The sequence below is a fragment of the Methylobacterium sp. WL12 genome (assembly GCF_008039475.1).
Taxonomy (GTDB): Bacteria; Pseudomonadota; Alphaproteobacteria; order Rhizobiales; family Beijerinckiaceae; genus Methylobacterium; species Methylobacterium cerastii.
Window position 1 is genome coordinate 1 of record NZ_VRUW01000098.1, and the last position, 14969, is coordinate 14969.

The 14969-nt window shown below is 59.5% G+C and carries 8 protein-coding genes; 4 read left to right on the plus strand and 4 right to left on the minus strand.

Annotated features, from left to right (window positions below):
- A partial coding sequence (locus FV226_RS28370; protein ID WP_210246541.1) for a hypothetical protein occupies positions 1-203 on the plus strand: 203 nt, incomplete at its 5' end.
- Between the two features lie 179 nt (positions 204-382).
- Here FV226_RS28370 and FV226_RS28165 read toward each other — a convergent pair.
- The gene (locus FV226_RS28165) at positions 383-520 is read right to left on the minus strand and encodes a hypothetical protein (RefSeq protein ID WP_187278835.1); all 138 of its coding nucleotides are present in this window, start codon (positions 518-520) and stop codon (positions 383-385) included.
- A gap of 564 nt (positions 521-1084) precedes the next feature.
- Between FV226_RS28165 and FV226_RS23780 the strand changes: the two genes are divergently transcribed.
- The 3 genes from FV226_RS23780 to FV226_RS23790 all read left to right on the plus strand — a co-directional run bounded on the left by FV226_RS23780 (position 1085) and on the right by FV226_RS23790 (position 5373).
- Complete coding sequence (locus FV226_RS23780; protein WP_147764864.1) at positions 1085-1684, plus strand: hypothetical protein; 600 nt, start codon at positions 1085-1087, stop codon at positions 1682-1684.
- A 97-nt stretch (positions 1685-1781) separates the two neighbouring features.
- Entirely contained in the window at positions 1782-1988 is a 207-nt protein-coding gene (locus FV226_RS23785) for a hypothetical protein (RefSeq protein ID WP_246691718.1), read from the plus strand.
- 1165 nt (positions 1989-3153) lie between these two features.
- Entirely contained in the window at positions 3154-5373 is a 2220-nt protein-coding gene (locus FV226_RS23790; RefSeq protein ID WP_147764866.1) for a DUF4214 domain-containing protein, read from the plus strand.
- Between the two features lie 167 nt (positions 5374-5540).
- On the opposite strand, the gene FV226_RS23795 is transcribed toward FV226_RS23790, so the two are convergent.
- From FV226_RS23795 to FV226_RS23810, 3 genes are all read right to left on the minus strand, one after another.
- A complete protein-coding gene (locus tag FV226_RS23795) occupies positions 5541-11267 on the minus strand; it encodes an Ig-like domain-containing protein (protein WP_187278836.1) in 5727 nt (1908 codons plus the stop codon).
- A 123-nt stretch (positions 11268-11390) separates the two neighbouring features.
- Positions 11391-12725, minus strand: coding sequence for an HlyD family type I secretion periplasmic adaptor subunit (locus FV226_RS23805; protein ID WP_147764868.1), 1335 nt, complete (start codon positions 12723-12725; stop codon positions 11391-11393).
- Complete coding sequence (locus tag FV226_RS23810) at positions 12725-14527, minus strand: type I secretion system permease/ATPase (protein ID WP_147764869.1); 1803 nt, start codon at positions 14525-14527, stop codon at positions 12725-12727. The genes FV226_RS23805 and FV226_RS23810 overlap by 1 nt, the downstream gene beginning before the upstream one ends.
- Between the last annotated feature and the right edge of the window lie 442 nt (positions 14528-14969).

Consider the following 14969-nt stretch of genomic DNA (forward strand, 5'->3'; position numbering starts at 1 on the left):
TGCTCAGACAGGGCAAATGTCGCGCCAAAACAGATCTGGAAGTGGAAGCCGTTCAACACCGCTCGAAAACGGACCGGCAGAGAACCACCCAGCCCAGTCGTAGAGCGGACGGACGGGTCCCGACCCTGAGCGGTCATTCGAACATCCTGCCGAACCGCTTGAGAACGGACATTGCCGCTGTTCCCATCGCGCGGGTGGCCTGATTACCAGCGCGGTCGTGATCCAGGCACGAAGCGTCTCGCAACCACGCAGCTGGCCTTCACCGATCTGACCGATCAGCACCGCATGGAAGGATCTCGTTCACGACCAGCGTGTCCAGCGGGCCAACATCCTCATTCCAAAATGTCAGCCAACGCTGAATGATCCCACTCTCGCGGCCCTGTCAGCCGGCCTTGGCGAACGCGTGGACGGTGGCCGGAACGCCCACCTCGAAGGGTGTCGGTTCAAAGCCGAAGCGGCGCGTGAGCTTGCTACCGTCGACGACATAGGGGCGGTCCCAGGTAAATCCGACGTCGGCCACTTCCCAGGCGAATCGGTAGAAGAGGCCCAGCGGCCGGAGCAGCGCATAGGGGACTGCCCAGATCCTGAGGGACGACCTCGCTGTTCAGGGCATGCCCAGTGATCGGGTCGGCGACGATGACCGTGGATCTCTTGGTGCCCACGAGCACACGCAGCGTGAGCTCGACGCGGCCCCGGAGCCGGGGCCGTCCTCGACGGGGTAGCGGTCACCTTCCCTGGTCATGCCGGCCAGACTGAGCCGGCCCCGGGCGAGAGGCAAGCCCCGCGCGGCGGGCACACCGAGCTCACCCTGGCGCGCTTCGTCCACGAGGACGCCCGGATCCGCGGCGGGGGCGAGCTCCCGGCCGTGTGGTCGGCCTATAGCTGATGGAGGGGACCCATGACCCATCAGGGCATCCACGTGCTGGTCATCCTCGCCGCGCTGGCGATCCCGCTGTGGCTCGCCGTCGGCGTCGCGCTTGCGCGCGGCGAGGGCTGAGGCAGAGGCAACGGTCCGTGCCTAAACCTGTGGAGCGGGGGCCTACCTGAGATCCCCCAGGGTGAGGCGGCGCTCTACCTTGGCGGCATGGTGTTCCCCGACGCGAAATGGCTGGACTTCCTGAAGGCCGGCCTCCCGGCGTTCTTCGGGCTCGCGCTCGCGTGCGGGGCGGCCATCTACCTCGACCGCCTCGGCCTCCTGCCCATGGCGATCCCGGAGGTCGTCGGGCTCAGCATCGCCCTGGTCGGGCTGCTCTCGGGCGGGCTCGCGATCGGGCTGCTGCTGGCGGCCATCTACCGGGGCATCAGCTGGGCGGTGAAGCCGCGCTACGAGGCGCACCTGTACAAGCGGCTCGCCGCCAAGCGGAAGCGGGAGTTCGTCTCGTACATCCCGTTCCTCAGCGACAAGGAGCGGCAGATCTTCGGCTACCTGCTGCACCACAAGCGCCGTACCTTCACGAACACCTCCGACTGCGGCTACGCGGGGGAGCTGCTGTCGCTCGGCTACGTCCAGATGATCGCCAAGGGTGGCCAGCACGTCGACTACTGGTCGGTCCCGTTCGGCGTACCGGACCACGTCTGGGAAGCCCTGGAAGAGAACCGGGATGCCTTCCCCTACAAGCCTCAGCCCAGCTCCCGGCGGGAGCGCGCCGAAGCCGACCCGTGGCGCAAGCCCGGCATGCCGTAGGCGGCCCTGACCTCGGGCCGAAATGTCGCGTCCAGGGATCGACTCCCGGCCGATCTGTTCTCTATTCGTTCTCATGGACGAAACGGTGGAGACTATCGTGGACGAGCTCGAACGCACCTACATGGAGGCCGCCGACGGCGACGCGCGCGATGCCCTGCGGCGGGCGCTGGGCGACGCGTTGACGGAGATGGCGAGCCTGTCCGGTCAGGTCAGCCGCGGGTTCGTGCGGGCGAAATCCCCGGCCGACCTCGCAAGGAAGCTCGGCCCAGAGCGCCGGGAGCGCGAGGCGGCCCGGTCTCGGTAGTCGGAAGCGTGGAAAGCCTGGACACCCTGGGTACTCTCTAAGCCCAGGGATTTGGGTACTTGTTGGGGACTTACCGAAAATCGGGGTCCCGCAAGTCGCTGTAAAGGCTATAGAATTTCGCCACGAAATGGAGTGGCGGAGACGGAGAACCTCATATCAAAACATTAAAACACTGATATTAAACGCTATTTTGATGAATCAAATAAAATATACCCCCAAAAGTACCCCCAGGGATAAGCGAGTTAAGCGGTCTTCTCTACCACCGAGCTTATAATGGATCGGATTGCATGTCCCGAGAACCGCTCTCCGGAAGCGAAGGGCCATGGCAATCAGCGAACAACGCTCGGGTACCGGCTTACAGACCGCGCCGTACGACCCGGTTCCGCAAATTTTTCCCTTCGGATACCGCCGGTACCGCCTGTACCCTTTACAATATGTCGGCTTCGCCCGTGAACTGCTCGAAGAGGCACTAGGCCATCAAATCGGAACGGTAGTCGAGCGCGCTTATCGGCGAACGGACAGCTTCGAGCGGCGCCGGACCGTCATGCAGGCGTGGGCGGATTACTGCTGTGGACGAGGCGCTCCGCCCAATCAAGGTTAAGGCAGATCGGACATTGCCATGTCACGCATGCGAGTCGGTCCAGAACCAACCGCAGTATGACTGAGCATCCCTGCCTTACAACGTCGGATATCAGCTTGCAATCCAAGGTGTCTGGTATGAGCTCCGTACTCACTCGTGTTGAAGGCATGAATCTGCTCACCTGCGGGCCCCTGAACAGGGCAGATCAATTTTTAGCTCTGTCAGAGCCTTGGTTGAATTGACCCTAGACCTTGTTCTGCTCGATTAGCATTGTGTCGCCCAATGGACGTCCATCCGGCGCGGATGTGGAGGACAACGCTTCTTCCCGTTGTCACCCTCCTGACCAGCCAGGGGCAGTCACTCTCCGCTTCATCCTACCCACGCCAGCGGGTTGTTGCATAAACAGGCCTGAAAGTGGATCAGTAAACCTAACAAGGGATTGTCGAGCAATCCAGTGAGATTAAGCACCCGCTAACTTCATGGATTGTTCTCCATGGTCGAGAGTGATCTCTGCTTAACTACATACCTCAACCAACCATGTAGCCTTTGCTCGTACTCTGCTCCTAACATCTTCGGAGCAGACCCATGCCCGCCCTCAGCACCTGGTCCACCCTGGCCAACCAGATCGCCCTTAAGAACGCAGGCGCGACCTCGAGCTCGCAGGCCCTCTGGAACCTCCAGGACAATGCCGCCATGCCTGGCATCAGTGCCACGGCCGCCTGGACCTCGGTGACTGGCAAAGGCGTCTCCGTCGGTGTGTTTGATGATGGCGCCAAGCATGCCACGGCGGTCTCCGGCATCATCAACGCCAAGCCTTCCGCCGAGGCTCCCCTTGGTGTCGCCTACGACGCCAGCCTGACCGCCTATCAGGTCGTTGGCGCCTCAGTGAGTTCCGTTGCTGCGACGCTGGCCAACGCGGCCAGCTTCGATGTGACCAATAACTCCTATGGTTGGGACACCCCATTCTACGTTAACCAGGCCCAATCAACTTGGAAGGCCTTCTTCGCCAACCTCGACGCCGCCGCTGACCATGGCCGCCACGGCCTGGGCACCGTTCAGGTCGTGGCTGGTGGTAATGTCCGCGCTACGGGCGGCGACACCAACCTGTCGAACTTCACCAACGATCATCGCCTCATAACCGTGGGAGCGGTTACGTCTGAGGGCCAGGTTGCCCCCTACTCTAATCCGGGTGCGTCGCTCCTGGTCTCTGCTCCGTCTTCGGGTGGATCGCGCGCCATCACCACCACGGACCTCGTGGGTGCTGCCGGCTACTCCACGGGCGATGTCACGGATAGCTTCGGTGGCACGTCAGCGGCAGCCCCCCAGGTGACCGGCACGGTTGCCCTCATGCTTCAGGCCAACGCCAACCTCGGCTGGCGTGACGTCAAGACCATCCTCGCCTACGCCGCCGAGCAGCCTGCCGGCATCGCCGCGGTCACCAACGGCGGCACGCACTGGAACGGCGGCGGGATGCTGTTCTCCAACGACACCGGCTACGGCGTCATCAACGCCCATACGGCTGTCCGTTTGGCTCAGACCTGGACGGCGCAGAGTACGTCGGCCAACGAACTCAACTTCGATGTCAGCGCGACCGAGCGGAAGACGCTGACCGCCGACACCAGCATCAGCTACAGCTTCGCCGTCAAGCAAGCCATCGACGTGGAGTCCGCCGAGATCCGACTCACGGGCAGCCATGCCCAGACGAGTGATCTGACCGTCCACCTTGTCTCGCCGGATGGTACGGTGAGTACGCTCCTCAACCACGTCGGTGGCGGCGCCGACTTCCAGAGCTTCAGCCTGGCCTCCAACGCCTTCCTGGGTGAGAGCGGGCTTGGCACCTGGACGCTGCGGGTCAGTGAAGGCGCCGGTGCAGCGGCCGGCACGTTTACCGGCGCGACGCTGTCGCTGCATGGGGCACCGGTGACGGCGAACGAGACCTTCGTGTTCACCGATGCGTACGGCAGCCTCGGCGGCGGCCGCGATGTCCTGCACAGCACCTCAGGGCTTGGTGTGATCAACGCTTCGGCTACAACCTCCAGCGACGTTATCGATCTCCATGCAGGGGCAACCTCGACGATTGCCGGGCACGACCTGCATCTTTCCGCCGACAGCCTGATCAAGACAGCCATGGCGGGTGACGGGGCCGTGACGTTGATTGCCAACGATGCCGGCAACGTGCTGGTGGGTGGCCACGGCACTGGCACCTTTATCGGCGGGGCGGGCAACGACCTCTTCGTCAGCAGCGTGGGCGCGGCCAAGATTACAGGCGGGGCGGGGCATGACGTGGCGGTGGAAACCGGTGCCCTAAAGGATTGGAGCGTATCGCAAGGTGCCGATGGCTCCTGGAAGCTGGCGCGTACCGATGGCAAAATCGATGTGCTTTCGGGTGTGGAGCGGGTCCAGTTTGCCGACCACACGGTGGCGCTTGATCTCGACGGCACAGCGGGAGCGGCTGCGCGGCTCTACGGAGCGGCCTTTGACCGGGCGGCGGATACGCTTGGCCTTGGGAATTGGACCAATGTCTTGGATTCAGGCGTGAGCCTGAAGAGCGTCGCTCAAAGTTTCCTGACCTCGGACGAATTTGTGCTCCACTTCGGTTCGGCTCAAGGCAACCGCAGCTTCGTGTCTGAGCTGTACGAGACGGCGCTGCACCGTACGGCAGAAACGGAGGGCCTATCTCACTGGACCAATGCTCTCGACAGTCACACCATGGATCGTGCGGATCTGCTCATTGCCTTCTCACAAAGTGCCGAGAACATCGCGAACCATGCTGCCCAGACGTATCACGGCCTTCTGCTTGCGTAAGGCGCGATCTCAGCCCCTTCAGCCTCCAGTCACGGGAGTGCTATGCTCCTGAAGCCAACTGGATCAGTTGCCCAATCGTAACGGTACCGGATGGCATGATCAGCCCGGCTGACGTGAGGACGTGAAAGCACTGCTGGCTCTCACGTCCTTTTGTGCTTCTCGCTCGATTAGCCAGCGAGGTGCCAGCCGGCCTCGACCTTCGGCAGAAGGTGGAGGTGTGCCTCTAGGCTTTCAGCGATGCCAACGGCGACCTCTGCTCGTAAGGCTCCATTTGTCAGAGCCGCGGTCCACCCGGTCAGTCCGCCCTCGTCAGGGCTGCGACCCAGAGCGTTCTCGTAGATCAAATCGATGAAGTCGGCGTTCGAGAGGTTCGCATGAGCCGTGCGGAACTCGAAAGAATCCAGCATTCCCTGGGCCACCTGGGCCAGGGACGTGCCGTGCTCTACCAGGTCCGTGAAGCCTGCCAAACCACCGGCATCCGGAGCTCGATCGAGAACGCCATAGTAGAGCCGGGCTACATCACTCGCCTGTCGGTCCGGCGTAAAGATCCCCGTGTCGAAGGCAAGCTGCAGGCTGCTCACGTTTTCAGTCGAGAAGGCGAAGGCTAGCAAGACATCTGCCCGTGAGGCTCCGTGATCCAGCGCATCAACCCAAGTTTGAGCACCGAGCGCGTCAGCCCCACGATGGAGGGTGGTTTGATAGAGTTCAGCGACGAAGGTCGCATTATCGGGAGCTCCGAGATGAGCTTGTGCCTCGGACGAGGACAACAAAACAGTCGCCAAGTCGCGCAAGGACATGCCCGTTTTCAGCGCTTCAGACCACTGCTCGAGGCCGAGCGGATCGGGAGCGCGATCGAAGATCGCATCATAGAGAGCAACCACCTGTCCGCCGGCACTGTCCGTGCCGTGTGACACCGAGCCAAACAACGGATGCTCGGGCGTAGTCGTCGGCCCTGGCACAGCGATGTCTAGGGTCGAGGAGGTGAGCCCTCCATGACCGTCTGAGACAGAAAAGCTGAAGACGTCGTGGACCTCAGAGCGAACGGGTAGGTTCGAATTGTCGTACTCGTAGGTGTAGGTGCCGTTAGCGTTGAGGATCAGAGTCCCGTACTGCCCCACAACGCTGTGTCCGACGTTAGTGGACAGACCTTGGACGCCGGCGACGGTAAGTGGATTCCCATCGGGGTCGAAGGCCGTGGCCAGAACACCGCTGATATTATCGGTCGGCGTGGCTGTGGCCAGATCGATGTTGGTTGTCTCGACAACGGGAGCTCGGTTGATCTGTATGTCCAGGTTTGCGGTGCCGTCGCCCCGCTTATCTGGCAGGTCGTAGGTGAAGTGCTCAGTCAGGCTTTGACCCGTTGGCGCAGCACTGAGGTTGTCGGCGGTGTAGGTGAACGATCCATCGGTGTTGAGAACAAGGTGGCCATAGAGGCCGGCCACACTCTGGCCGACACCGGCCGAGCTTCCGTTGACCGCTGCCACAGTGAGCGAGACGAGTTCGCCGAGGTTGTCGTTGCCCAGAACGCCGTTCTTTGCCACGACGAGGGGCGTACCCGCAGCCGCCTGATAGACGTCATCGACGGCCGTCGGCGCAATGATGGGACCACCACCACCGCCTCCTCCACCAGAGGGGGCCGGAGCGTTAATGGTCAGGCTGACGGTGGTGGCCGCGCTGTCGGCGGTGCCGTCGTTGGCCTTATAGCTGAAGCTGTCGGCGCCGCTGTAATTAGCATCCGGCGTGTAGGAGAACGAACCATCAGCGTTGAGGGCCAGCGCGCCGTGGGCCGGGCCTGCGACGACCGCCGCAGTCAGCGGATTGCCGTCGGCATCCGTGTCGTTGGCCAACACACCTGCTGCGGCCTGGATCGTCAGCGCAACACCCTGATCCGTGCTGTAGGTGTCGTTCACACCAACAGGCGCTTGGTTCGCCGGAGGGGTAATGATGGGCGGCTGGCCGACGTTAATAAGTCCACCGCTCAAACCGCGCGTGAAGTCGAAGAAGTTATCTCCCACATCGCTGGTATCATTAAGTCCGTAGACGACCTGATGCGCAGTGGAAAGCGAGGTGTACAGCTGTGACAGAGTGGATGCATTCTTCGAGTAGAACCATCCCGTGTTCAAAGCGTCATTCTGAAAGCCTAGTTCAGAAAGAAAAATCGTCTTACCATCCGAGGATGTTTCCTGTGTCAAGACCGAACTGAAATTCCCAAATTCTATCCCATTTAGCAAAAGCGAATTGGCGTTGTAGTCAAAATTACCGGCCGCAGTATCGCCGTCATAGAGGGTAACACGGACGGCCACCTCTGCGATTCCGCCGCCCAAGGCGTTTATAACAGTCGAATCAAATCCGGACTGCGTACCAATCTGTCCGGGATTTGTACTGAAATATCCCTGGTACAGATCAGCAGCAGAAACCTGACTGACTACGCGCACTCCGTTCACGCCAATGAGGTCTAGGACTAGACCGCCAATTGGGGTAACGCCAGCAGGTAATTGCCCGGCACTTGTGGGAGATAGCGTTATACCCACCGAACCAGGTGGGGTGGCCGCCGTTACCGTAACAGCGACGCTGGCCTGACCGGATCCACCCTGACCATCAGACAGGGCATAGTCGAAGCTGGCTAGACCCGTGTATCCGGCATCAGGTGTGAAGGTGACCTTCTGGGTACCCGCATCGTAGCTAACGTTTCCGTGGCTGGCGCCACTGACTCCGGTAATGGACAGAGCGTTGCCATCTGCATCCGTGTCGTTGGCCAGCAACGTAGCCGCATCGATAATCTTGGTCTGACCCGCCGTGGCATTCACCGAGTCGTTCACGCCAACAGGGGCGGTGTTGACGGGCGCAGCAGGGCTGACCGTCAAACTGACGGTTGCCACGTTGCTATCGTCCGTACCGTCGTTAGCCTTGTAGGTGAAGCTGTCGGCCCCGGTGTAGTTGACGTCCGGTGTGTAGGCGAGCGATCCGTCCATGTTCAGTGTCAGCGCACCGTGGCTTGGGCCTGCGACGAGGGTAGCAGTGAGCGGATTGTTGTCTGCGTCCGTGTCGTTGGCCAGAACGCCCGCCGCTGCTGCAATCGTCAGCGCGGTGTTCACGCTCGTGCTGTAGCTGTCGTTCACACTGATGGGAGCGTTGTTGGTCGGCATTGGAGCACTCACATTGATGTTGACGTCGGCCTGAGCGGTTCCGCCCTGGCCATCCGAGATGGCGTAGCTAAACGAAGCAGCGCCGGCGTAGCCTGCATCAGGCGTGAAGGTGACGGTGTTGGTCAGGGCATCGAACGCCGCCGCGCCGTGGCTGGCACCGCTCACACCGGTGATAGACAGAGCGTTACCATCTGCATCCGTGTCGTTGGCCAGCAACGTTGTGGCGGCGATCACCTTGGCCTGACCTGCCACTGCCGTGTCGCTGTCGTTGACGCCCACAGGAGCATCGTTGACGGCGGACACGGTCAGGCTGACGGTTGCCACAGTGCTATCGTCAGTTCCGTCGTTGGCCTTGTAGGTGAAGCTGTCCGACCCGTTGTAGTTGACGTTCGGCGTGTAGGTGAACGAGCCATTAGCGTTGAGGGTGAGAGCGCCATGGGCCGGGCCTGAGACAACCGTGGCGGTCAGGAGATTGCCATCGGCATCCGTGTCGTTCGCCAGGACGCCGGTTGTTGCCGCGATCGTCAGCCCCGTGTCTTCGTTGGTGGTGTAGCTATCGCTGACGCCAACAGGCGCATTGTTGACGGGTGCTGTGACAGTCACAGCGACGTTGGCCTGACTGGTGCCACCTTGACCGTCCGAGATGGAATAGTCGAAGCTGGCTGGACCCGTATAGCCAGCGTCAGGTGTGAAGGTGACCTTCTGGGTACCAGCATCGTAGATGACGGTGCCGTGGCTGGCGCCACTCACGCCTGTGATCGACAGCGGGTTGCCATCTGCATCCGTGTCGTTGGCCAGCAACGTAGCCGCATTGATGACCTTGGTCTGTCCTGCCGTGGCATTTACGGTGTCGTTCGTCGCCACCGGGGCATTTGCCGAAGGTTCGTCGCCGGATTTAAGTACCTCTTCCTGAACACTCAGAACCTTAACAGCACCAATTTGAACTGGCTGATGGCCATTTGAAGATTGGAAGATCACCCCGTCCGACGAAACTGCTGATCCAGATGATACTTCTGTTGGAATTCCTAAATTCCCAGAAAAGTCAACGAAAAAGTCGATGTTGTTTTCATCTGAGGTTGAGCCAACCAACTGGAAGGTTTGGCCCTGAGGTACCTCAAATGAAAGCGTTTCGCCGGCTTGTAGGCTTTGGGCAAGAACTTTTAACGAACTATATTCCTCAGCACCCGTTAAAAGTGCCGAAAAATCTGTTTTATACGAAATTGATACGTTTTCAAGCGACTGACTCAGAGAGCTGAAAACTATGTTGTATACGTAAGTCTTATATGACATCGTATCGTAGGATCCAGGCATTATATGTCGATCAATAAGATCGTTTTTGTCCCGTCCAAGAAAGTAATGGCTAATATGGTAGATTGGATTGTGCGTCCCTGCGTTGGGATCTAAATTCTTGCCAGAATTATCCGGCGGTTCTAATATCTGAGAAACCGAATTTGTGAATGTTTCAATCCCGGCATATGGCTGATAATCTTCGACTTCGATGCCGGAGTTAGGAATGGGATTAACATGGCGGACACCCAAGCTATGACCAAATTCGTGGGCGACCGTATGTGCTATTGCGGAAATGGCGTCTTTACTACCTGATAATTGCGTAGCGTTAGGATCCATAAATACGGCAGTTACATCGTCGTCTTTTTTGTTAAAAGTATCGATTCCCTGGTAGGCCTGTCCATTCAGACGGGCAATAATATGCACCGGATTTCCGTTTGGATCCAATACTGTATTACCTGAAGCGTCTTTTTGAATCCCCTCGTATGCCACGCTCTCGCTACTAAAGCGAATTGAGTGATAATTCTGCTCTATTGGCTTATCTTTTACTACTACTATTCCGAGCTTCGACTGGTCAAATACCTTCTGCACCTCTTTCACCAACTCATCCTGTTGAGCAGGCGTAAAATTCGCTAAAGCCATCGCCGGGTGTGATGAATCGACTTTGAAATTTGCAAAATCCAAGTCATCGGGTTCGCCGTTTATAATCTTATGGACAACCTTAAATCTTTCTTGTATGGAGTTTTCGAAGTCTAAATACAGATGGGGCCTAAGGTCTATAACGTCAACTTCTGCTTTCGGATCAGTTTTGAACTTCTGTATACGCGCTAATGCTCCATCAATAGATGGAGAATGTGAAGTGTTGATGAAAGCGTACTCAGTATTTTTTACCTTGTCCTGATCGCCGTTTTCTATGTCAACGAAAGTCCATGTTCCGTTGTGATAATATAGTTTATATGACTCTATTGGCTTTTCGAAAATCGCGACATCTACTCCGTCTCCTCCATCGATGTCGTCGGAGCCATCCATCCCGAACATGATATCATCGCCGGGACCTCCGAATAGTGTGTCATCTCCACCATCTGAAGTTTCAGCACCATTCCCGGCAATTAGGCGGTCATTACCCCACCCTCCATACATGATATCATCGTTGCCATTGAAGCTACTGGCTCCCCCAATCAAAGTATCATTGCCGCCGCCGCCAAAAAGGCTATCACTACCCTGGCCGCCAAGTATTGTATCGTTCCCATCGAAGACTTCCGTCTTCGTTTCTGTATATGTTACAAAACCACCAAAACCCGTTGGAACCAACTTATACGTTGGATAGCTACTAAAACTAAAACCTGTTAGAAGCTGATCCCGACCACTATCTCCCGGAGAGCCGGGAGCGTTGTAACCCTGCAGATAGTCATCATCTAGGGTTCCATCGATAGTAAAACCATTGCTGAATTTAGTAACCATTTCGCATCCCTTTTTACTATATACGACAAGTGAATTGTTGAATGATACAATGTTTTAAGGCGTTTGTAGCGGCTGGATAAATAATTAGGCTCGATCTTATTTAAAGCTTGCTACCTTGATTTATTATTTTTCCTTCCAGGTTTTTGCCACTTGATCTGATAGTGGTTTGATTAGGTAGCTCAGTACAGTGCGATCGCCGATCTGCAGGTGTGCCTCGACCGGCATTCCGGGGATCAGCTTCACCTCGCCCAGTCGGTTCAGCTGCACGTCCGACAGAGCAATGCGAGCCGTGTAATAACTTTGGTTGGTCTTCTGATCACTCGTGACATCCGCTGAGACCCGGGAGACGATACCGTCGATTTCCGGTGTTGTACGCGCATTAAAAGCTGCAAAGCGCAGGATCGCCCGTTGCCCCGTCCTCACGTTGTCAATGTCTTGAGGCTGGATGTGCACCTCGACCATCAGCTGATCGGCCTCCGGTACGATCAGCATCGCCGGCTCGGATGGCGTCACTAAGCCGCCGATGGTGTGAACGCTGAGCTGATGTACCGTTCCATCCTGCGGTGCACGAAGGTCTACCCGCTTGAGTTGGTCTTCGGCGGCCACCTGCCGCTCAGTAAGTTCCGACCACTTGCCTCGGATCTCGGCCAGGTCCTTGCCAACCTCGGTTCGCATGTCGCCATCAATCTGAAGGATCTGCAATTCGGTCTCGGCGATCTTCCCCCGTGCCGAAGCGGTGGAAGCCACGAGTTGTCCCCGCTCGCCTGAAAGCCGGACAGCGTCTCGCTCCAGCGCCGTCACCCGGGTAATCGGCACGAGGTTCTTAGCGTAGAGGTCGCGGACCCCCGTTAGCTCAGTACCGATTAAAGCGACCTCTTTGGCCTTGGCTGCAGCTTGCTCAGTAAGCCCACCGATCTCTTGGCGCAGCTGGGCGATGCGCTCACGCAGCTGCGCCCGCTGGCCTTCTCGGCTGGCCACTCGTGCCTCGAACAGCCGGGCCTCCCCATCCACGAGGTGGGACACCTCCTTCTCGCCCTTGCGGGCTAGCAGGGCGGCTGGAAAGGCGATGGTTTTCGTCCCGTCTCGTTCAGCCTCGTCACGGGCACGTCGAGCGGTAAGCTCGTCCAGCGCCTTGAGCACCACTTGAAGGTTCGCCCGGGTTTGGGTCTCGTCGAGGCGAATGAGCACGTCGCCGGCTCGAACCCGCTGGCCCTCGCGGACCCGCAACTCGCCGACCACGCCGCCGGTGGGGTGCTGGACCTTCTTCACGTCAGATTCGACCACAAGCTGACCGGGCGCGATCACGGCACCCGAGATCTGGGTGTAGGTCGCCCAGCCGCCAATGCCCGGCACCAGGGCAAACGAGACCAGCCCGGCCAGCAGCAGCTGACGTTGGATTGAGGCGCGCGGATGCGCCAGACCGTCTGTTCCGGAAAGGAGGAGAGATCCCGTCGCCATCACGCCCGGTGCTCCATCATCTCGTTCAGCGGCTTGGCGCGTGGCAGGCTGGCGGCGCGAGAGGCAGCAGACGCTGACGGTTCAGCCTTTGCCTCAGACGGCACCTCTGCGACCGCTGCTGGGCGCAGCACGCGCTTGAACACCTCGTCCTTCGGGCCGAAGGCTTGCACCCGGCCCTCGTTCATCATCAGCACGTGGTCCACCGCCGCCAGCGCGCTCGGCCGATGAGCGATGACCACGCAGATCCCGCCACGGGCTCGGACCCCGAGGATCGCCTGCGTCAGGGCGTGCTCGCCCTCGGCATCGAGGTTAGCGTTCGGCTCGTCGAGCACCACCAGGAACGGATCGTCATAGAGCGCCCGCGCCAGCCCGATGCGCTGACGCTGCCCGGCCGAGAGCCCGGCACCGGCTTCTCGCAGCAGCGTGTCGTAGCCCTGCGGCAGGCCGAGGATCAGCGCATGCGCGCCAGCGGCCTTGGCTGCCGCGACCACGGCCTCGTCGGACGCCTGCGGATCGAACCGGGCGATGTTCTCAGCCACGGTGCCGGCAAACAGCTCCGCCTCCTGCGGCAGGTAGCCGATGTGGCGGCCGAGCCCCTCGGGCGACCACTGATCGAGGGCGGCCCCGTCGAGCCGGACGCGTCCGCGAACCGGTGTCCAGATCCGCACCAGGGCGCGAGCTAGGCTCGACTTACCCGAAGCCGAGGGGCCAATGACGCCAAGCGCATGGCCGGCCTTGAGCGAAAAGCTCGCGTCGTACACGCTCGCCCGGCCGGAACCTGGTGGAACGACGTTGATCCCCTCGACCACAAGTGAGGCGCACGGTGCCGGCAGTACCAGGGGCGGGGTCGGAGCCGGCAGGCGTTCGAGGGTCTCTGACAACCGTGCCCAGCTCTGCCGTGCTGCGACGAAGCCGCGCCAGTTGGCGATTGCGAGTTCGGCGGGCGCTAGGGCACGTGCCACCAGGATCGAGGCAGCGATAATGATGCCGCCACTGGCCTGGTTGTTGATCACCAGCCAAGCGCCCAACGCGAGTACCCCGGATTGTAACGCCATGCGCGCCGTCTTCGAAACCGCACCAAGACCGCCCGTAACGTCCGAGCTGTGCTGCTGGGCGGTGGTATAGGCGCGGTTAGCCCCCTCCCAGACTTGGCAGAGCCGATCCTGCAGCCCCATGGCCACCACCGCCTCGACGTTGCGGCGAGCCGCCTCAGAGAGGGCTTGCCGGTTGGCGGCATAATGATGCGCAGCACGGACCGGCGCGCGCGAGGCGAGGTCGGTGGCCAGCGTCAGACTGACCAGTAGTAAAACACCGATGATAGAAGCGACGCCGATCAGCGGGTGGAACAGGAAGCAAAGCGCGACGTAGGCCGGCAACCAGGGCAAATCGAACAACGCGGCCGGCCCTGATCCAGCGAGAAAGGCGCGGATCTGATCAAGGTCACGCAGCGGCTGACCAGCGGCCTCCGGATTCGCACCGCGCAGCCGCGCCTGAAGGCTCAAGCCAAAGGCCCGTTTGGCGAGGTCTGCATCGAGGGCAGCGCCGATGCGCGATAGGGTGCGCCCCCGCAAGGCTTCAAGCAGCCCTTGTGCTGCAAACAGGGCCAGCGCCAGGACAGATAAACCGATCAGGGTGGGGATGGAGCGACTAGGGATAACACGGTCGTAGACCTCTAGCATGAAAAACGAGCCAGTAAGTGTGAGCACGTTGATTAGCGCGCTCATCCAGGCCACCCCAAGGAAGGCGCCGGCACTGCGCTGCAAGGCCCCCTTCAACTCGTGTCGTCCGTGACCCGCGCTCATGCCGCCCCCAGTTCGGCCACGCTCTGGCGTATGCCGGTTCAGTTATGGATCAGAATCAACCGCTCAGGCGGGGCACGGCACAAAATATCGAGACCCGAATGAGCCGAGACTACCGATTCTGCACTCCCTGTCGTTGCAGCTGAAGCTGCTCGAAGCTGACCCAATCAGGAAAAAGGAGCTCACCGCATCATTCATTTGACAGATACATACAGAAATAATTAACCTTTTATCCGAGCTGCAGAATCTTACCGGGCTCGAATCGCACGCTGATGCTACTTAGACGCTAAATTTAGTCGGAATGTTATTTATGAAACGCCATTCAAGCTCAAATAGTGCTGCCAAACGCAACAGCATTGAATTTGGAAGTACTTCTTTAGCAAATATAATTGAGTATACACATCATGTCGACTTAACTGTTCGGCTCAAGGCGTCGGAATATGGG